Genomic DNA, 18,577 nt, shown 5'->3' with positions numbered 1-18,577 from the left:
TAGTCATGCCGACGAAGTGACCTTCTCTGATCTGTCGAGGAATCCGCGAGCGGTCGCGGAACGGGCCGCACGTCTTGGACGGGTACGAGTCACGCATCGAGACGCTTCGGACTTCTACCTCACCGCAGCTGATCGTGAAGAAGAGCGGGAACGGACGCTGGCCACCGCCTCGGGCTTGTTCCTTGCGTTGATCAAGCACGATCCCACCGCACGCGCCCTCGTCATCGCCATGCCAGAGGTCTTCCCGTGGGTTCGCCACCTGTCGTCCACCGAACTGCGTGCCTTCACGCTGGAATTGGTCGAGGCGCTCTCGGATGCGGCTGAACTGGATGTCGACGCCACCAGCCAAGAGGTCATAGCGGGCTGGCGAGCCACTGCGAGGATCAAGGCGGATCCTGCCCACTACGCCGAGGCTCGTAAGGCCACGAGCGGCGACTTCGGGCCGGTGCAGGTTTCCGTATGAGCCCGAATGCTATGAGATCCTGCGCCTTGATCCGCGCACGGGTGCCAGTCGTGATCGACAACATCGTCTCCGTGGCGATCTCGCATCACATCGATCACCAGCGGTGGGCGGGTGCGGTATGTCATCGATGACACCGTTCGTACCGTCTGGGTGATCTATGCATCACCTCGACACCCGAAGGACACGGAGTAGGTAGGCATTGCTTCGTGAAGTTGGGCGCGCCGTGGGTCGACGGTCCGAGGCTTTGTTCCTCAGCACCGGCTGATCGATCGAAGGAGGTGAGGCCTTCTGGGGCGTGTCGGATCTGTGCCAGGACGGGCGGGGGCGCGGACGATCACGGCTGCTTGCGTCGGCACCCGGTTCAGTGCTTGTGGTGGGGGTCAGAATTTGCCTGACTGTACCTCTATGCGGTGTCCCAGGTGCTTGCTCAACTCCGTGTGGAAGCTGACGCTGAGAGGGGGCCAGCCCCAGAAGTCGAAGGCGAGCGCTCCGAGGTCGAAGCCGGACCCGAACAGCCACTCGGTGACCGGGACGGAGGCTCCGCACGAGGAGCAGGTGACACTTCCTTCACCGGTCTCCTTCCAGGCGTCGATGCCGTCGCTGAACGGCTGCCAAGCCGCCTGGTCCGCCTCCCACGCGTTCGGGTAGTCGATGATCACGGTGGTCGCGTCACATCGCGGGCAGGTCGCGGAGTCCGCCTCGCTCGTCCCCTGGCCTCCGACGTGGTAATCCCGCCCGACGATGACCGCCACCGGTCCCGGTATCCACGACGGGTCCGAGGAGTCGGCCACTGCCCGTCGCCAGTTGGGGCCGGGCTCGTACCCGTCGTCCACTTGCAGGCTGTACATGCCGTCGCTGGATCTTTCGCGCGTGATCAGCCCTTCGGAAACCATCCAGTCGACCATCCGCTCTGCGAGTGACTCAGCCTCTTGGCCGGTCACCTCGACATCGACGATCCGCTCGAAGTAGTCACCCATGGTCCGTCAACTCCTCCTCGATAACTGATGCCCACTGTGCCACTCTCCTGAGAGACACGGGCGCCGTTCTCTCGCTCACCCCGCGGCCCTGTCGGCTTTCAGCATGTGCTGGAAGGGGATGCTCGTGATTTTCAGTACGGCGGGATCGTGCTGTCCCGCAGGCTATATCTGAAGGTAGTGGTCATCTACGGAGCAGCGCTCTTCAGCCATTCCTCGGACGTGATATCGCAGACGATATGTGCCTGGACCGGAAAGCAACGGGGAAAGGTCGTGCGCCTTTTCGTCGTCCCAATTTATGAGCCATCCGGCCAGGAAGACCTGGCCCGACGGGGAGTCGAAACTGATCTCCACGATGTCCTCATAGCCGTCAAGGTCAGCGCCCGGATCCCGGTCGGCGATCGTCACGGTGAAGGGAATCAGCCCCCAAAGTGTGGCGATGTTCAGGCTGGCGAAGCCGCTTCTCTCCGTTGTGACGAGCCCGACCGAATGGGTCGGTGAGTCGTCTGGCCTGTCTTTGGGCTCGTAGTCTCCCTCGTCCAGGAGATAGACCTGACCGCAGTCTGCGACCTCCACATCAAACCGCTTCGTGTGCGCGACGGGAGACTCTTCTCTGGTCATGGGCGCGAAGCGTAGAGTCCGGCGCCGACAATCTCGGTCTGCCGGTGCCGGACCTGTTTCTGGTGAGGCGCGGGGCGGATCGTCTCGCATAGCATCGTGAACATGGACGAGGCCACCACCGTAAGGCTCCCGCACGGGCAGAACCTCAGGTGCGACACATGCCAGAGCGAGATTTTCGAGTCCCGTCAGTGGAAGCTGCAGACGACCGGAATGAGTTTCATGGGCCTGGACTGGGCCAACCGGGACGCGACCTGCTTCGTCTGTACCACTTGTCGGCGGATTCACTGGTTCCACCTGTAGGGAACCGGCTGCCGGCGCCCGGAGGTGATCGTGGTGCGCGTCGCTGTGTCGGGGCACAGGGGCTTGTCGGGAGAGACCGCTGTACTGGTCGATCAGGCGATACGTGAGGCTCTTGTGGAGTACCTTCCCGATCTCGGTCGGACGGGGCTGATCAGATCTTCGCTCGTGCGGTACTCGATCTCGGTGGTGTGCTGGAGGTCGTGATCCCGGCCGAGCGGTATCGGGACGGGCTGCCGGGCGAGTGCCGTGCCGCGTACGACGAGTTGCTGGGCCGGGCAGGCCGGGCTCACAGGCTGGAGTTCGTGGAGTCCACCGCGGAGGCCCACATGGCGGCCAGTGAGCGGATGCTGGATGACGCCGATGTGTTGTTCGCCGTCTGGGACGGGCAGCCGGCCCGAGGCCATGGCGGCACGGCTGACGTGGTGGCCGAGGCCCGGCGGCGGGGGATCTCCGTCCGGGTGATCCGGCCCGAAGGGGCTCGGCGAGGTTGAGGGCCGCTGGCTGGTAGAGCGGGCCGCAGAGGATCCCGCTTTCCGCCTGTTCGGGCGTGTTTGTGGTCGGCGGGGCTGACGAGAAACTACATCCCGGAGAGGAAAGACGTTTGGCGGGGGGAGAAAGAACCACACCTCGCCTTGCGCCGCGGCTCGGTTCTTTGCCTTCCACCTGTCACTGTGCTCACGTCAGCGCACGTGCCGGGCCACCGGTGCGGCATCGTCTTCCCTGCGTGGAACAGGCAGGAGCCGTGAACCTAGAGGCGCAGATCCTTGAGGTGATGCTACGCGTCAAGGCGCTTGAGACGAGCACCCGCACCGCGGACGACCTCACCATGATCAGCATCGTTCTGATGATGACCGAACTCGCTGCCTTCCAGGCCGAGCTGAGACAAGATTACGAGGCCCTGGCGGACGAGATCACCGGGCTGCGGCGCCAGATCAACGGCCATGGGTGCGGTCTCCTGCGCCGTCCGGACGTTCGGCAACGACCGGAGAGCAACTGACGGGCCGGTGCCGGTTGGAAAGACCTCCTGTAGGGAGAGACGCCGTCTTCGTCTACGCGACAGGAGGGTCATGTCCCACGCTGTCTGAGATCATTGAGTGTGGTGCGAAATGCGGTGGGGCGGTTGTGGGCGGACCTGGCTCGGGTGCCTGTCAGGTTTCCCGGGCGGGGAGAGGTCGCGGTGGTCGTCTCCTCCGGGTCGGCTTTGGGCCCGCCCGGATGGACGGGGATCGTCGTGCTGGACGGCGGGGCGCTGGTCACGGTGCCTGACGCCGGGTTGGCCGAGCCGCTGCGTGACGCCCTGCGCGGCGCTCTCGTCGAGGACGGCGTCGACCTCGCGCGGCTGTCCGGGCGGCTGTCTGAGCGGGAGTCCGGGCGGGTGGAGGTCCGGGAGGTTCTGGGGCCGGCGACGCTCGCGTACGTCGATGCCGAGGAGTTCGTCCCTTGCCATGCCGGGGCGGATGTCGAACGGCTGGCGGTGGGGGATCGGGACGTCGGCGGGCTGCTGGCTGCGGCGAGCGAGCAGGACGCCGACGAGAGCGGGCTGTCGGAGGTCGGTTCGGCGGTCTGGGTGGTTCGTGCGGGCGGTGATGTGGTCGCCGCCGCCGGATATCGGACGTGGTTGGACATGGCGGCGCATCTGTCCGTACTGACTGCCGAGGGGTTTCGGGGGCAGGGGCTGGCTCGGGCGGTGGCGTCGGCGGCGGTGGCCGACGCGCTCGGGGCGGGGTTGCTGCCGCAGTGGCGGGCGCGTCCGGAGGCGTCGCGGCGGGTGGCCCGGGCTCTCGGGTTCCGCGAACTGGGGTCACAGGTGAGCCTTCGCGTAGAGCGGTGACCGTATCTCTAGGGAGCGGTGACCGTATCTCTGCGGAGCGGTGACCGTATCTTTGGCGCGTGGGCAAAGTGTCGCCAGAGGTGTTCGAAGAAGTGTCCGTGCTTTGGGAAGAGCATCGGCACATTCCGTTTCCCGGGCTGGCCGATCGGGACCTGTTCGCGGACCTGGTCCTGGCGGACGACGGAGTCGCGGGTGTCATGTTCTGGTACGTCCGTAATGAGGGCAAGGCGCTCACCGACCAGCTACGCGAGCGGCTCATCAGCAGCGCCCGCGACCTGCGCTGGATCCGGCGGCGAGCGCGTGGCCGGGAGGCGAGGACGTACGTGGACCGGCTGCTGCGGATGGCCGACCTGATCCTCGGTGGCTCCCCGGCCGGATGAGGAGCTCGCCCGGCGCCCGGTCAGATCGCGTCGGTGAAGCGGGTGAGGAGGGTGCGGAGGGTGGCGCGTTCCTCGGGGGTGAAGGCGGTGGAGATGCGGCGTTCGATGATCACGGCTGCCTGGTCCGCCACCCGCAGCGCCTCGCGGCCGGCGTCCGTGAGGTGGGTTTCCAGCATGGTGCGGTGCCACTGATGGGGGGAACGCTCGATCAGGCCGTGTTCGAGCAGGTTCTTCAGTACGACGTTCATGGCCTGCGGCGTGACCAGGCATTCCCTGGCCAGGGCGGCGGCAGAGATGCCCGGGTTGGCGTGGAGGGCCAGCAGGGCGGCGTACTGGGGCACGGTCAGTCCCGCGGTCTTGACCGCGGCGTGCTTGGCCGCCATGAGTCGCTGCTCGGCGCGCTTGACGTCGAGGCCGAGCCGCTCCTCCGGGGGCATGTCCATGCCTGGAGCCTACAAGTCGGCAGGCGCTCAAAACTCGTATGGATATAAAAGCTTTGATAGTGTTCCGCGCATGTCTGTGATTCCGGAGAGCCATCTCGACCTGCTGACCCGTCCCCTGTACGTCCATCTGGCGACGTTGATGCCCGACGGCACCCCGCAGGTGACGCCCGTGTGGACCATCTGGGACGGCGAGTTCCTGCGCTTCACCACCACGAACGACCGGCAGAAGGGGCGCAACGCCGGCGCCCGTCCGCACGTGGCGATCTCGGTCAACGATCCGGAGCAGCCGTACCGCTACCTGGAGGTGCGGGGCACGGTGGAGCGGGTCGAACCCGACCCCCAGGGTGACTTCTTCGACGTGCTGGCCAGGCGGTACGGCCTCGACTACGCACGTCCGGTCGGCGACGCCGAGCGCAGGGTGGTCATCGTGGTGCGGCCCACCCGCTGCACCAGCCAGTGACCTCTAGGACGGCTGCCGGGGGCGGGGCTGGGCGCGCATGTGCATGCGTTCGCCCTGCCGTCCGAACAGGTTGAGCACCTCCACCGGATGATCGCCCGCGGGGCCGAACCAGTGGGGCAGGTGGGTGTCGAACTCGGCGGCCTCGCCGGGCCCCATGACCAGGTCGTGGTCGCCCACGATCAGGCGGACGCGCCCCGAGAGCACGTACATCCACTCATAACCCTCGTGCGTGACGGGCTGTGGCTGCTTCTGGTCGGCGGGGATGACAGACTTCCACGCCTGCAGCGGGCCGGGCTGGGCGGTCAGGGGCAGCACGGTCCGGCCGTTGCGGACCACCGGCTTGAGCCGGACCCGCGGGTCGCCGACCTCCGGCGCGCCGACCAGCTCGTCCAGCGGCACCTGGTGCGCCTCCGCGATCGGCAGCAGCAGCTCCAGGCTGGGCCGGCGCTGCCCCGACTCCAGCCGCGAGAGCGTGCTCTTGGAGATGCCGGTGGCCTCGGCCAGGGCCGACAGGGTCACGCCGCGCTGGGTACGGAGGTGTCTGAGCCGGGCGCCGACCTGGGCCAGCGTGGCGTCGATCCGGGATTGCTGCTCCATGAGGCCCATTCCACCTCCGATTTCCCAGAAACGGCAACAGAAGTTGTCATCCCCGCGTGCCGGATCGCACCATCGGGGCCGGAGGTGATCGCCATGACTACGGCGATGAACAGCAAGGACACCGAGTACGACGTTGTGGTGGTCGGCGCGGGGGCGGCCGGACTGAGCGCGGCCCTGCTTCTCGGGCGCGCGCGGCGCAAGGTGGTGGTGGTCGACGCGGGCGCGCCGCGCAACGCCCCGGCCGCGCACATGCACGGCTTCCTGTCCCGCGACGGCCTGCCGCCCGCGACCCTGCTGGAGCTCGGCCGGGCCGAGATCGAGCGGTACGGCGTGCGGTTCGTCCGGGGTCGTGTGGAGGAGGTCGAACCGGGCTTCGCGGTGCGGCTGGAGGGCGGCCCGGTGCTCGGCGCCCGCCGCCTGCTGGTCGCCACCGGCCTGTACGACGAGCTGCCCGCCATCCCCGGCGTGCGCGAGCGGTGGGGCAAGGACGTCCTGCACTGCCCCTACTGCCACGGCCACGAGGTCGGCGACCGGCCGCTGGCGGTGCTCGGCACGCATCCGGGGGCGGTCCACCAGGCCCTGCTGCTGCGCCAGTGGAGCGACGACGTCGTCTTCCTGGTCCACACCCTCGACCTGACGCCGGAGGACCGCGACCGGCTGGAGGCCCGCGGCGTGCGCATCGTCGAGGGTCCGATCGACCACCTCGTCGTCGAGGACGGACGGCTGCGCGGCGTCGAGCTCACCGACGGGCGGGTGCTGCCGCGCGCCGCCGTGTTCCTGTTCCCGCGCATGGTGCCGCAGGACCAGGTGCTCACCCGTCTGGGCTGCGACAAGGACGACGCCGGCTGGGTCGTCACCGACCGGACGGGACGGACCAGCGTGCCCGGGGTCTGGGCGGCGGGCAACGTCGTCGACCCGCGCGCGCAGGTCGTCACGGCGGCGGGGATGGGTTCGGCCGCCGCGTCCGCCGTCAACGCCGACCTGGTGGACGAAGAGGTGCGGGACGCCGTCGAGCGGCGCCGCGCGACCTCCGTCCCGGCTCGTTAGCCCCCCGCACGCAAGGAGACTTCGTCATGCCCGCGCATGTTCCCGGCTCGGTGCGCAGCGTCACCGAGCAGAACTTCACCGAACGCGTCCTCCAGGCGGAACGTCCGGTCCTGATCCAGTTCTGGGCGGCCTGGTGCCGTCCGTGCCAGATGGTCACCCCGATCGTGGAGAGCCTGGCGGCCGACCGCGCGGGCGAGGTGGACGTCGTCCGGGCCGACCTGGACGACCAGCCCGGACTGGCCGCCCGGCACGGCATCACAGCCGTACCCGCCTTCGTGGTGTACGCCGGCGGCCGGCCCGCCGGTTCCTGGACGGGAGCCGCTCCCCGGCACGTCCTGGACCAGTACCTCACCTCGGCCCTGCGCGCGGCGGAGGCGGACCGATGAGCGCCACGGCCACCGGACGGGCGGCGGCGGTCGCCCGCGGCAGGTTACCGCTGGGGGTCTACCTGCTGTCGTTCAGCCTGTTCTCGATGGGCAGCGCGGAATTCCTGCTCGCCGGGGTGCTGCCGGCGGTCGCCGCGGACCTGCGGATCACGCTCGCCTCCGCCGGCGGGCTGATCTCGGCGTTCGCGGCGGGGGTCGTGATCGGCGGGCCGCCGCTGGCCATCATGACCCTCCGCTGGCCGCGCCGGACGACGCTCGTGGTCGCCCAGGCGGCCTTCGCCGCCTGCGTGGCGATCGGCATCCTCACCGACAGCTATTCGGTGCTGCTGGTCACGCGCTTTCTCTCGGGTCTGGCGTACGCGGGGTTCTGGGCGGTGGCGGCGGTCACCGCGATCGGGCTGGTCCCGGCGGACCGCGCCGCCCGCGCGTCCGGGGTGGTCGTCAGCGGGCTGAGCCTGGCGATGATCGCGGGCGGGCCGGCCGGGGCGATGATCAGCTACTTCACCGGGTGGCGCGGCGGCTTCTGGGCCGTGACCGCGCTCACCGTCGCCGGCGCCGTCCTGACGCTCGTGGCGCTGCCCGCCGCCGGCGGGCACGGGCAGGCGAGCGTCCGCGGCGAGCTCCGCACGATGCGCCGGCCGCAGCTGTGGATCGTGTACGCCGTCACCCTGCTGAGCACCGCGGCCTACATGATCTCCTACAACTACCTGGCGGCGTTCCTGACGGACGTCACGGGCGTGCCCGGGGTCTGGGTGCCGGTGATCCTGACGCTGTTCGGCGTGGGGGCCTTCGCCGGGCTGTCGGTCGGGGGCCGCATCGCCGACCGGATGCCCACCCACGCGCTCCTGGCGGGGGCGCTCGGGATCGCGGCCTGCTCCGTGCTGCTGGCCGTGCTCGGGCGGCACGTCGCGGCCGTCGTGCCGCTGGTGCTGCTGCTCGGCGTCGCCGGGTTCGTGCTGAACCCGGCCGTCTACGGGCGGGTGTTCGCCATCGCGTCGGGGGCGCCGGCGCTCGCCGGGGCCACCACGGTATCGGCCTTCCAGCTGGGCATCAGCCTCGTGCCGGTGCCGGCCGCCGTCGTGCTGGACACGGGGGCGGGGGTCGCCGCCGTCCCGTGGATCGGCGCGGGGCTGGCCGCGCTCACGGTCGTCCCCGTCCTGCTGGACCGGTGGTCGTCGCGCCGGGCGGGTTAGCAGACGCCGGGCAGGCCGCAGACCTTGACGGCCATCTTCCTGGCGTTCTTGGTGAGCCGGCCGGGGTCGTAGTCGCCCTCGTCGGTCCGGTAGATGATCAACGCGCTGCCCCGGCGCGCGACGACCCCCGTGATCGTCTGCTCCACGTTGCCGTCCTGCCGGGTCCGGTAGCCGATGCCGACGGCCTCGTCCCCCGCCTTCACCTTGGTCGTCCGCCACTGGATCTTGAGCGTGGGCGCCGACGGGTCGCCCTTGCGCGCGCACCGCGCGGCCTCGGCCCGCAGGCCGGCGAGCGCGGCATGGGCGGCCCGCGGGCTCCGGTAGAGGACGAGCTGCTCGGCCGACACGCTGGGCCCGCTGGTCCAGTGGCTGATCGTGCGGGCGGCCGTCCGGCCGCGGTCGACGGCACGCCGATGCCCGCACGGGTTCAGCTTGAAGGGCGCGGTGAGCCTGTCGCTGATCTTGTATCCCTGCTCGGCGGCGTCGTCCGGGCTCAGCGGCACGCGCGCCTCACGCTCGGTGAGCAGGAAGTTCTTCGGAATCTCGGTCACGGCCGCCGGGGACAGGGCCAGCAGCAGGGAGAGCGTCACGCCGATCATGAACAGTTGGATGCCGCCCGGATCGGCTTGGTTCTGGGTGTGTGGCGCGGATCACAGCAAGGCGTGTCACGGATGGGGCGGGGTCTTGCATCACGTGGTCAGACGCACCTGATGAAAGGGCACGGCGATGACCACACAGCGCGAGAACGGCAAGGCTCCGCACCACGTCCTGGTGCTGGGGGCGGGCTACGCGGGGATGGCGGCGGCGATTCAGCTCGCGGCGCGGACCAAGGGGCGGGCGGACGTCCGGGTGACCCTGGTCAATCCGCAGGAGCGGTTCACCGAGCGGTTGCGGATGCACGTCGTGGCGAGCGGGCAGCAGGTCGCCGAGATGCGCATCCCTGAGCTGCTGGAGGGCACCGGGGCCCGGTTCGTGCGCGGCTGGGTGACCGCCGTGGACGTGCGGGCCAGGAGCGTGCGGATCGACGACGACCAGGTCCTGCACTACGACACCCTCGTGTACGGGCTGGGCAGCGTGGCCGACACGGTGACGGTGCCGGGGGTGGAAGAGCACGCGTACACGCTGGACAGCGTGCCGGACGCCGAGGCGCTGGCCGCCCGGCTGGGCCGCCTGGGCAGGGGCACGGTGGCCGTCTGCGGCAGCGGGCTGACCGGCGTCGAGTCGGCCGCCGAGATCGCCGAGCGGCACCCCGAACTGGACGTCGTGCTGCTCGGCAGGCAGGAGCCCGGCGCGGCCATGGCGGCCGGGCCGAGGGAGTACGTCAGGAAGGCGCTGGCCCGGCTGGGCGTCCGGGTGCGCAGCGGCGTCGAGGTCACGAAGGTGCTGCCCGGATCGGTCGAGGTGGTGTGCGGGCCGGACGCGGAGAGCGTCGCCGCCGACGTCGTGCTGTGGACGAGCGGCACGCGGGTCTCGCCGCTGGCGGCGGCCGCCGGGCTCACCGTGGACGACCGCGGCCGGATCGTCACCGACGCCTTCCTGCGCTCGGTCTCGCACCCGGACGTGTACGCCCTCGGCGACGCCGCCGCGATCCGCCAGGGTTACGGCGTCATGCACGGCACCTGCCAGAGCGGCATGCCGACCGGCGTGCACGCCGCGATGTCGATCCTGCGCGCCCTGGACGGCCGGCGGCTCAAGCCGTTCCGCTTCGGCTACTACCACACCCCGGTGAGCCTCGGCCGCAACGACGGGGTCGTGCAGTTCACCCACCCCGACGACAGCCCGCGCCGGGTGTATCTCACCGGTCGCACGGCCGCACGGTATAAGGAGACGGTGACCGCAGCACCCTGGCCGACGTACCTCCGCATGAAGAAGATGCCGGTCTCCGGCGCGCTCTGGCCGCGTGGCGGCCGGTTCACCCGGATCGGCGCCGGGCGATGAGCCGCGCGTACCCGGAGCAGGACCAGCAGGTCTTCGACGAGCATCGCAAGCTGCTGTTCTCGGTGGCCTACCGCGTGCTCGGCTCGGCGGCCGACGCCGAGGACGCGGTCCAGGACGCCTGGATCAGGTGGTCGGCCGACGACCGTTCGCAGGTGGCGGATCCGAAGGCGTACCTGGCGCGGATCGTGTCGAACGTGGCCCTGCAGCGGCTGCGGTCCACGCAGTACCAGCGCGAGACGTACGTGGGGCCGTGGTTGCCGGAGCCGATCCTGACCAGCGGCGACACCGCCGACGACGTCGCGGGCGCCGATTCGGTCTCGACGGCGATGCTGGTGGTCCTGGAGACCCTGAGCCCGCTCGAACGCGCGGTGTTCGTGCTCAAGGAGGTCTTCGGGTTCAGTCACGCCGAGATCGCCGAGGCGGTGGAGCGTTCCGAGGCGGCGGTGCGCCAGGTCGCGCATCGGGCGCGAGAGCACGTACAGGCCCGGCGGCCGCGCTTCACGGCGGACCGGACGCGGCAGCGGGACGTCACGCGGCGCTTCCTGGCCGCCGCGACCGGCGGCGACATCAACACGCTCATGGAACTGCTGTCCCCTGACGTCACCCTCTGGACCGACGGGGGCGGGAAGGTGCGCCAGGCGCTGCGTCCGGTCGTGGGCGCGAAGACGGTGGCCGCGTGGTTCGCCGCGATCGGCACGGTCTCCTACCAGGGCGTCGAGCCGGGCGACATGCGGGCCGAGCTCGCCGAGATCAACGGCGGCCCCGGCGTGGTGTTCAGCGGTCAGGGCCGGGTCGTCGCCACCGTGACCTTCGACTTCGACGCCGACGGGCACATCACCGCCGTCCACAACGTCGCCAACCCCGACAAGCTGGGCGCGATCGCGGCCGGGACCGCCCGCGACCTCGCGCCTTGACAACCGTTGCTGACCCGGACGGTGGCGACGACCTGACATGTCGGTTGTCCGCCATGCCCTAGTCATGGTGTGTACGTCCCTTTCTGGCGAAACTTTGTTCTGCCGGTTGCGCAACCCCCCAACCGGTAGAAAGAGAGCCACCGCCATGCCATTCAGTCGTAGAGCGGCGCTGCTCAGCGCCGCCCTCGCCGCCACGCTCGTCGCGGCCGGCACCGGAAGCGCCCACGGTGACGCGACGGCCCCCGCCACCGGCGTCACCGGCGTCCCGGCGTCGTCGGTCACCACCGCGCGGGTCACCCTCATCACCGGGGACGAGGTCACCGTGGCCAGCCAGGCCGGCCGTCCCGTCTCGGTCACCGTCACCCCCGGCGAACGCTCGGCCGGCGACCTGCGCACCTACACGGTCGGCTCCGACGTGTACGTGCTGCCGACCGAGGCCGCGCCGCTGGTCGCCTCGGGCCAGGTGGACAAGCGGCTGTTCAACGTCACCCAGCTCATCGCCCAGGGGTACGACGACGCCCACAGCGAGTCGATCCCGACCATCGTCCGCTACTCCGGCAAGGGCCTGGCCAAGGCCGCTCCGCCGGACGGCGGCCGGCTCACCCGATCCCTGCCCGGCATCCGGGGAGCGGCCGTCGCCGCGGACAAGAAGCGCGGCGGCGCGTTCTGGGAGGCCGTGGACGACGACACCGCCAAGGCGGGAACGCCCAAGGCCCGGCTCTCCGGCGGCATCGAGAAGCTCTGGCTGGACGGCAAGGTCAAGACGCTGCTCGACAAGAGCGTGCCGCAGATCGGCGCCCCCGAGGCATGGGCCGCCGGTTACGACGGGGCCGGCGTCAAGGTCGCCGTCCTGGACACCGGCGTGGACGCCGAGCACCCCGACCTGGCCGACCGGATCGCCGAGAGCCGCAGCTTCGTCCCCGGCGAGACGGCGAAGGACGGCCACGGGCACGGCACGCACGTCGCCTCCACGATCGCGGGCAGCGGCGCGGGCTCGGGCGGCAAGTACAAGGGCGTGGCGCCCGGCGCCCGGCTGATCGTGGGCAAGGTGCTGGCCGACGAGGGCGCCGGCATGGAGTCGTGGATCCTCGACGGGATGAACTGGGCGGCCCACTCGGGCGCGAAGGTCGTCTCGATGAGCCTGGGCGGCCAGGAGGGCGCCGACGGCACCGACCCGATGGCCGTGGCGGTCAACGAGCTGACCGCCGAGACGGGCGTGCTGTTCACCATCGCCGCGGGCAACAGCGGCCCGGGGGCGACCACGGTGGGCTCGCCCGGCGTGGCCGAGGCGGCGCTCACCGTCGGCGCGGTCGACTCGGCGGACGCGGTCACCGACTTCTCCAGCCGGGGTCCCCGCGGCGGCGACGGGGCGCTCAAGCCGGAGATCACCGCTCCCGGCTTCAAGATCGTGGCCGCCCGCGCCGCGGGCACCTCGATGGGCACGCCGGTGGACGGCACGTACACCACGGCGAGCGGCACGTCGATGGCCACGCCGCACGTGGCGGGCGCCGCGGCCATCCTCGCGCAGCGGCACCCCGACTGGACCGCCGCGAGGCTGAAGAACCAGCTCGTCAGCACGGCGCGGACGACGGCCGGCACCCCCGTGCACAGCCAGGGCGCCGGCCGCGTGGACGTGAGCCGCGCCGTACGCCAGCCCGTCTCGGGCTCCGGCGTGATCGACTTCAGGCTCGCCGACTGGGACGCCGGAGAGCCGGCCACCAAGCAGATCGAGTACGTCAACGACGGCGACCAGCCCGTCACCCTGACGCTCGCCGCCAAGGGCGCGGGCGAGGACCTGCCGGCCGCGGCGCTGACCCTGGGCGCCCAGGCGGTGACCGTGCCGGCGCACGGCACCGCGTCGGCGGCCGTCACCGTCGACACCTCGGCCGTGCCGGCGGGGGCGCACGGCGCGCACGTCACCGCGTCCACCGCCGACGGCCAGACGGTCGTGACCACGGCCGTCGGCTTCGTCCGGGACGTGGAGCGCTTCGACGTCACCCTCAAGGTGCTCGACCGGGACGGCAGGCCGACCACCGGCGCCGCCGTCGTGCACGACATCAACCTCGACAGGCTGGCCCTTCCGGACAGCTACCTGATCGGCGCGGACGGCACCGCCAAGGTCCGGCTGCCCCGGGGCGAGCACGCCTTCATGGCGGAGATCTTCCACTACGCCGCCGAGGGGAACCGGGTCTGGGAGTACACCTACGGCGCCGAACCGGGCGCGGTCATCGACTCCGACCGGACCATCACCTTCGACGGCGCCAAGGCCGGACCGGTCACCATGGACACCCCGAAGCCGAACCAGGCGAACAGGGTCCGGCTCGGCCTGTCGGTCCAGAGCGCGGCCGGCACCAGCGCCTACGGCCTCGAACAGTGGATGAACGGCGAGACGAAGGTGTACTCCGTCCCGTCCCAGGGCACCAGCAGCCGCTTCGAGTCCCGGGTCGCCTGGTCGCTCACCGCGCCGGAGCTGAAGGCCCAGGTCCTCGGCGCCGGGGCCGAGCCGATCGAGCCGGCCTACTTCCGGGGCCGGGCCGGCTCCGCGCGCATCGACGGCGCCCAGGTCCTGCGGGCCGCGGACGCCGGGACCGGGCGTCCCGAGGACTACGCGGGGCAGCCGGTCCGGGGACGGCTCGCGCTGGTCAAGCGCAGCGCCGAGCTCACGCCGCAGCAGCAGGTCGACAACGCGGCCGCCGCAGGAGCGGGCGCGGTCATCATCTACAACGACAAGCCCGACAACTGGGGCGCCGACAACTGGAGCACGTCGCCGACCAGGATCCCGGCGATGACGCTCGCGGGTGAGCAGGGCGCCCGGCTGGCCGCGGCGGCGGCCAAGGGCAGGCTCCAGGTCCGGCTCTCGGGCACGGCGGTGAGCCCGTACGCCTACGAGCTGGTCAAGTACCGCAACGGCGGTGTCCCCGCGGACCAGCGGTACAAGGTGCGCGACGGCGAGTTGGCCACCGTGGAGTCGTCGTTCCACGCCTCGGCGCCGGCCACGGAGGCCGGGTACGCCCGGTCGCTGGTCTCGCCGATGCAGGGCACGGCCTACGCGGTCTTCACCCGGCTGATCACGCCGCGGCCCCTCACCGAGTACGTCACGGCCGACCTGCGGACCTTCGAGTCGATGCAGGTGGGCACGGTCTGGGAGAGCGGCCAGGCGTGGCAGCAGACCGCGCCGTCCGTGCTCAAGGCCGGTCAGCGGGTGTCGCGCGACTGGAACAAGGCGGTGGTCCGCACGGCGCTGCCGGCCGCGGTGGACAAGTCGGCGGTCCGCGAGGGCGCGATCGGCGTGCTCTTCGCGGGCGGGCTGTTCGACACCGCGCCCGGCCAGACGTACCTGTTCCGCGCCTCCGCCGACAAGGAGCTGTCGACGGTCTACCGCGACGGCGTGCTGCTGGGCTCCGCGCCGTCGGCGGCCGTCGCCTTCCCGGTGGTGCCGGAACGCGCCCAGTACCGCGTGGTGACCGACGTGCAGCGGAACGCACCTTTCTGGACGACCTCCACCAAGGTGCGCACCGACTGGACGTTCCACTCACAGCAGGTGGCCGCCCAGGACCTGCTGCCGGTCCTGTCGATCGACTACGACCTCGACGTGGACGAGACCAACAGCGCCCACGCCAACGCCCCCACCCGCGTCGGCCTCGGTCTGCGCTACCCGAAGGGCCTGGCGGGACCGCGCATCACCCGGGCCGCCCTGTGGACCTCGGCCGACGACGGCGCCACCTGGCAGCCGGTACGGCTCGCCGGGGCCGGTGAGCGGGCCTTCACCGGCACGATCAGGAACCCGGCCAAGCCCGGCGGGTTCGTGTCGCTGCGCGTGCAGGCCACCGACGCCGACGGCGGCACCGTCGAGCAGATCGTGACCCGCGCGTACCAGCTACGCCGATAGTTCCAGGTGAGGGGCGTCCCCGGCAGGGGCGCCCCTCACAGCGGGATCATGCCGGACCGGGCCGCGTACCAGGCCAGCTGCATGCGGCTGTCGGTCCCGGCCAGCTTCATCAGCCGCCGGATCCGGCGCTGGACGGTGCGCTCGCTGGTGCCGAGCCGGCTGGCGACCGTCTTGTCCGGCATCCCGGACAGCAGGTACGTCATCAGCGCGACATCGGTGTCGTCCCAGGCCGCGACCCCTTCGGTCACGCTCGTGGCGGTGAGCCGCAGCGGGGTCGCCGCCTGCCACACCCGCTCGAACAACTCCACCAGAAGATGGACCAGGGACTGGCCCCTGACCAGGAGGAAGCCCGGTTCCACGCTCGTCTGGTCGGGCAGGACGGGCAGGAGCACGACCTCCCGATCCACGATGATCATCTTGCTGGGCAGCTCGGCGGCGATCCTGATCTCGTAGCCGCCCTTCAGGAACCTGGCGATCTCGGCCGGGGCCCTGGGGTCGTCCAGCGCGGCGCGTTCGTACACGTAGCGGTAGGTGGCCAGGGCGTTGGTGGAGTCGTCGAGGTTGACGTCGAGCACGTACGGAGGCCGGAAGAAGGCCAGCACCTCCCGGCGGGCGCCGCGTTCCAGATTGCCGAGCCAGGTGGCGAGCTGTTCCGGCGTGGTGAGCGCCTCGATCTCGCCCGCGGGCGAGGCCGCGCCCGTGCGGTAGACCTCCACCAGCTCGGCCAGCCTGCCCTGCACCTGCTGCAACGCGGCCTGGCGCTCGGCGATCAGCGTGCCGAGGCCCACGTCGGGGGGCACGGCCATGTACAACCCGGTGTTGTCGCGGCTGGCCAGGCCGAGCGCGACGAGCCGCGTCACGGCCGCCGTCACGGCCGTCACCGGCAGGTCCAGCGCCTCGCCCACGTCGGGGATCGTCACCCGGCGGCGGCGCAGGAGCTCCAGGTAGACGACCTCCTCCTCGTCGCTGAACCCCAGCCTATCCAGCATCTTTCATCACTTTCCGGCCGCCTCGCGGCATCACGGTCGCTCGTACGCGGGCGCGGCCAGCTCCCAGAGGCCGACGGGCCGCAGGGAGCGCGCGGCGGCGAGCAACTGCTTCTCATGCACGGTCCCGCTGGAGAGCCGCACCAGGGTGTTCTCGTAGGCGGTGAACACGGTGCTGCCGTGGTCGCTCCTCAGGATCCACAGGTCCGGCGCGGCCTCCACGCAGGTCATGTCCTCCTGGAGATCCACTGCGTCGTCACAGGCCTGCTCCGGGGACATGGTCTCCGGCAGGACGTCGACCAGGACGGTGGCGGTGGCGCGCAGGGACGCGGCCACGCCGACCGCCGAGACGCGCAGCGGCGTGGCGAGCGGCAGGGCGAGGCCCGCTCCCACGGCGTAGCCGCAGGCTCCGGCGGCCATGGTGATCAGGCCGACCCGCCAGGAGCCGAAGCCGACGAGGACGGGGAAGGGCGCGGTCATGGTCAGGCCGACGTACAGCGCCACGAGGGCGAACTGCCCCAGCAGCGCCACGAGCCACCAGTTCCGCAACATGGCGTACCAGGAGAGCAACATCCCGGCCGGAAGGGTCGCGAACAACATCAGCAGCAGGTTGCCCGCGGCGTCCTCAGGGCCGTGGAAGGCGATGACGGCCTGTGCCAGGCCCACGACGGCCCCCACGAGGGCCGCCCGGATCAACGCGTTCATGCCCGATCATGGACGATCTTCGCCCATTCCTGTCAAGAGGGGGCATCCGTCCGCTTCCGCTGCGAGAACCAGCGCCAGGACGGTGGCAGCAGCAGCAGGACGACGACGGGCAGCGGCCCGGCGGCGTTCTGGGGGAGCAGTCCCAGCAGGTCGAGACGGCCGGAGTCGGCCACGTCGATCACGACGGACGCGGCGACCTCGAGCAGTTCCAGGGCGGCGACCGCCCAGGGCACCCACGTCCCGCGGCCGCCGAAGCGCCCCATCAGCCAGCTGGCCGACCAGAGGAACGCCACTTCCCATGCGATCAGGAGGAGCAGGGCGGGCGCGAAGCCGGACAACGCCACGCCGCCCAGGAAGACCAGCCCCACCATGCCGAACGCCACCTGGAGCGTCATGACGAACCTGGCGGCCCGTACGACGAAGGGCATCGGCTCGGTCCGCACGGTCACCGTCATAGGGCAAATGATGACGGATCGGCCCCCATCCGGGACAGGGGAACCCCGCGTGAATCCCGCCTTTCGATCAGGGGACGATCCTCCGTCCCGGGAGCCCTCAATTGGACAGCGGCATGCGCGCAACGGATATTGGACGGGAATGGAGGATCTATTACATGGATGCGCGTCTGGACCATCTCGTTCTCTGGGTCTCCGACCAGCTTGCCGCCCTGCGTTTCTACGAGCAGGTGGTGGGCCTGCCGGGGGTCCGGGGGGAGGAGTTCCGCGAGGGCAAAGCGGGGTTCCCGAGCGTACGGATCGCCGAGGAGACGATCATCGACCTGATGGCGCACGACGTGTCGAAGGGCGTGGAGGAGGGCACGGGGGTGACGGGCAGCGCCGGGCACCAGATCAACCACTTCTGCCTGTCGGTGAGCAGGGAGGACTTCGAGGCGCTCAAGGTGCGGCTGAAGGACCACGGGGTCGAGGTCACCGGCACCGGCTCCAACTCCTTCGGCGCCCAGGGCATCGCCCCCGAGACCATCTTCTTCCCCGACCCGGACCGCAACGTCATCGAGGTCCGCTACTACCGCTGAGCCGGCGAAGTTGTCGGTCGGGTTTGGTAGACAGGTCGGCATGGGTGTGAGCGTCGACGAGTTCCTCGATCTGGTGCGCGGGCTGCCGGAGGTGACCGAGCATCCCAGCGCGGAGTGGGTCGGTTTCAAGGTCCACGGCAAGGGCTTCGGCTACCTGTGGGAGAAGACCGAGACCGTCGGGGTCAAGGCCACGATCGAGGAGCAGCTCGCGCTGGTGGCCGAGCGGCCCGAGGTGTTCGAGGTGCAGTTCACCGCCGGGCGCTTCGGGTGGGTCGTCGTCCACCTCGGCAAGATCGACATCGACGAGCTGTTCGAGCTGATGGCCGAGGCGTGGTGCCTGACCGCGCCCCGGCCGCTGGTCAGCGCGTTCGAGGCGGAGCACCAGATCGCGCCGTCGTGAGCCGGCGGTAGTCTCGGGCA

The 18,577-nt window shown here is 70.7% G+C and carries 22 protein-coding genes; 14 read left to right on the top strand and 8 right to left on the bottom strand.

The features are described 5' to 3' along the window. The first annotated feature begins 16 nt into the window (after positions 1-16). The gene (locus tag AB0J46_RS06370; RefSeq protein WP_364327245.1) at positions 17-463 is read left to right on the top strand and encodes a hypothetical protein; all 447 of its coding nucleotides are present in this window, start codon (positions 17-19) and stop codon (positions 461-463) included. 380 nt (positions 464-843) lie between these two features. Here the strand turns inward: AB0J46_RS06370 and AB0J46_RS06365 are convergent, their stop codons facing one another. Both AB0J46_RS06365 and AB0J46_RS06360 read right to left on the bottom strand, forming a co-directional pair. Further along, a complete protein-coding gene (locus AB0J46_RS06365; RefSeq protein ID WP_364327242.1) occupies positions 844-1,440 on the bottom strand; it encodes a hypothetical protein in 597 nt (198 codons plus the stop codon). A gap of 162 nt (positions 1,441-1,602) precedes the next feature. Continuing rightward, a complete protein-coding gene (locus tag AB0J46_RS06360; protein ID WP_364327239.1) occupies positions 1,603-2,058 on the bottom strand; it encodes a hypothetical protein in 456 nt (151 codons plus the stop codon). A 488-nt stretch (positions 2,059-2,546) separates the two neighbouring features. On the opposite strand from AB0J46_RS06360, the gene AB0J46_RS06355 reads away from it, so the two are divergent. The 4 genes from AB0J46_RS06355 (at position 2,547) to AB0J46_RS06340 (ending at position 4,569) form a co-directional block, all read left to right on the top strand. Further along, positions 2,547-2,849, top strand: coding sequence for a hypothetical protein (locus AB0J46_RS06355; RefSeq protein WP_364327236.1), 303 nt, complete (start codon positions 2,547-2,549; stop codon positions 2,847-2,849). A gap of 233 nt (positions 2,850-3,082) precedes the next feature. After that, a complete protein-coding gene (locus AB0J46_RS06350) occupies positions 3,083-3,355 on the top strand; it encodes a hypothetical protein (RefSeq protein ID WP_364327233.1) in 273 nt (90 codons plus the stop codon). Positions 3,356-3,535: 180 nt separating this feature from the next. Next, positions 3,536-4,189 carry a GNAT family N-acetyltransferase gene (locus AB0J46_RS06345; RefSeq protein ID WP_364327230.1) on the top strand — a complete coding sequence of 218 codons (654 nt, stop codon included), beginning with the start codon at positions 3,536-3,538 and terminating at the stop codon, positions 4,187-4,189. A 98-nt stretch (positions 4,190-4,287) separates the two neighbouring features. Next, positions 4,288-4,569, top strand: coding sequence for a hypothetical protein (locus tag AB0J46_RS06340; protein WP_364327227.1), 282 nt, complete (start codon positions 4,288-4,290; stop codon positions 4,567-4,569). 20 nt (positions 4,570-4,589) lie between these two features. Here AB0J46_RS06340 and AB0J46_RS06335 read toward each other — a convergent pair whose 3' ends face one another. Further along, entirely contained in the window at positions 4,590-5,012 is a 423-nt protein-coding gene (locus AB0J46_RS06335) for a MarR family transcriptional regulator (protein WP_364327224.1), read from the bottom strand. A gap of 70 nt (positions 5,013-5,082) precedes the next feature. On the opposite strand from AB0J46_RS06335, the gene AB0J46_RS06330 reads away from it, so the two are divergent. Continuing rightward, the gene (locus AB0J46_RS06330; RefSeq protein WP_358290172.1) at positions 5,083-5,472 is read left to right on the top strand and encodes a PPOX class F420-dependent oxidoreductase; all 390 of its coding nucleotides are present in this window, start codon (positions 5,083-5,085) and stop codon (positions 5,470-5,472) included. 3 nt (positions 5,473-5,475) lie between these two features. On the opposite strand, the gene AB0J46_RS06325 is transcribed toward AB0J46_RS06330, so the two are convergent. Next, positions 5,476-6,069 (bottom strand): XRE family transcriptional regulator, encoded by a 594-nt coding sequence (locus AB0J46_RS06325; RefSeq protein WP_364327221.1) that lies wholly within the window; start codon positions 6,067-6,069, stop codon positions 5,476-5,478. A gap of 93 nt (positions 6,070-6,162) precedes the next feature. Between AB0J46_RS06325 and AB0J46_RS06320 the strand changes: the two genes are divergently transcribed. The 3 genes from AB0J46_RS06320 to AB0J46_RS06310 are packed head-to-tail and all read left to right on the top strand — an operon-like array spanning position 6,163 to position 8,695. Further along, positions 6,163-7,116 carry an NAD(P)/FAD-dependent oxidoreductase gene (locus tag AB0J46_RS06320; RefSeq protein WP_364327218.1) on the top strand — a complete coding sequence of 318 codons (954 nt, stop codon included), beginning with the start codon at positions 6,163-6,165 and terminating at the stop codon, positions 7,114-7,116. 26 nt (positions 7,117-7,142) lie between these two features. Further along, complete coding sequence (locus tag AB0J46_RS06315; protein ID WP_364327215.1) at positions 7,143-7,502, top strand: thioredoxin domain-containing protein; 360 nt, start codon at positions 7,143-7,145, stop codon at positions 7,500-7,502. Further along, entirely contained in the window at positions 7,499-8,695 is a 1,197-nt protein-coding gene (locus AB0J46_RS06310; RefSeq protein ID WP_364327212.1) for an MFS transporter, read from the top strand. Before AB0J46_RS06315 ends, AB0J46_RS06310 begins: the two co-directional genes overlap by 4 nt. Here the strand turns inward: AB0J46_RS06310 and AB0J46_RS06305 are convergent. After that, positions 8,692-9,294, bottom strand: coding sequence for a hypothetical protein (locus AB0J46_RS06305; protein WP_364327209.1), 603 nt, complete (start codon positions 9,292-9,294; stop codon positions 8,692-8,694). The genes AB0J46_RS06310 and AB0J46_RS06305 overlap by 4 nt on opposite strands. A 127-nt stretch (positions 9,295-9,421) precedes the next feature. Between AB0J46_RS06305 and AB0J46_RS06300 the strand changes: the two genes are divergently transcribed. From AB0J46_RS06300 to AB0J46_RS06290, 3 genes are all read left to right on the top strand, one after another. Then, the gene (locus AB0J46_RS06300) at positions 9,422-10,633 is read left to right on the top strand and encodes an FAD-dependent oxidoreductase (RefSeq protein ID WP_364327206.1); all 1,212 of its coding nucleotides are present in this window, start codon (positions 9,422-9,424) and stop codon (positions 10,631-10,633) included. Then, positions 10,630-11,547, top strand: coding sequence for an RNA polymerase sigma-70 factor (locus tag AB0J46_RS06295; RefSeq protein ID WP_364327203.1), 918 nt, complete (start codon positions 10,630-10,632; stop codon positions 11,545-11,547). Before AB0J46_RS06300 ends, AB0J46_RS06295 begins: the two co-directional genes overlap by 4 nt. Positions 11,548-11,692: 145 nt before the next feature. Beyond that, positions 11,693-15,436, top strand: a complete 3,744-nt coding sequence (locus AB0J46_RS06290; RefSeq protein WP_364327200.1) for a S8 family serine peptidase — start codon at positions 11,693-11,695, stop codon at positions 15,434-15,436. A gap of 35 nt (positions 15,437-15,471) precedes the next feature. Here the strand turns inward: AB0J46_RS06290 and AB0J46_RS06285 are convergent, their stop codons facing one another. From AB0J46_RS06285 to AB0J46_RS06275, 3 genes are read right to left on the bottom strand one after another with little or no spacing between them, the layout of a single operon-like run. Continuing rightward, positions 15,472-16,425, bottom strand: a complete 954-nt coding sequence (locus AB0J46_RS06285) for a helix-turn-helix domain-containing protein (RefSeq protein WP_358290138.1) — start codon at positions 16,423-16,425, stop codon at positions 15,472-15,474. A gap of 30 nt (positions 16,426-16,455) precedes the next feature. Beyond that, positions 16,456-17,127, bottom strand: a complete 672-nt coding sequence (locus AB0J46_RS06280; protein ID WP_364327197.1) for a hypothetical protein — start codon at positions 17,125-17,127, stop codon at positions 16,456-16,458. Between the two features lie 32 nt (positions 17,128-17,159). Beyond that, complete coding sequence (locus tag AB0J46_RS06275; RefSeq protein ID WP_364327194.1) at positions 17,160-17,582, bottom strand: hypothetical protein; 423 nt, start codon at positions 17,580-17,582, stop codon at positions 17,160-17,162. Between the two features lie 155 nt (positions 17,583-17,737). Here AB0J46_RS06275 and AB0J46_RS06270 point away from each other — a divergent pair, with 155 nt between their 5' ends. Both AB0J46_RS06270 and AB0J46_RS06265 read left to right on the top strand, forming a co-directional pair. Continuing rightward, positions 17,738-18,157, top strand: coding sequence for a VOC family protein (locus tag AB0J46_RS06270; RefSeq protein ID WP_364327191.1), 420 nt, complete (start codon positions 17,738-17,740; stop codon positions 18,155-18,157). Between the two features lie 40 nt (positions 18,158-18,197). Continuing rightward, a complete protein-coding gene (locus tag AB0J46_RS06265) occupies positions 18,198-18,557 on the top strand; it encodes an MmcQ/YjbR family DNA-binding protein (RefSeq protein ID WP_364327188.1) in 360 nt (119 codons plus the stop codon). Positions 18,558-18,577 lie beyond the last annotated feature (20 nt).

Origin of the sequence: Nonomuraea sp. NPDC049758 (genome assembly GCF_040674635.1) — a bacterium.
GTDB lineage: Bacteria > Actinomycetota > Actinomycetes > Streptosporangiales > Streptosporangiaceae > Nonomuraea.
Note: the sequence above shows the minus strand (reverse complement) of the source record. Positions and strands in the feature narration are given on the sequence as shown.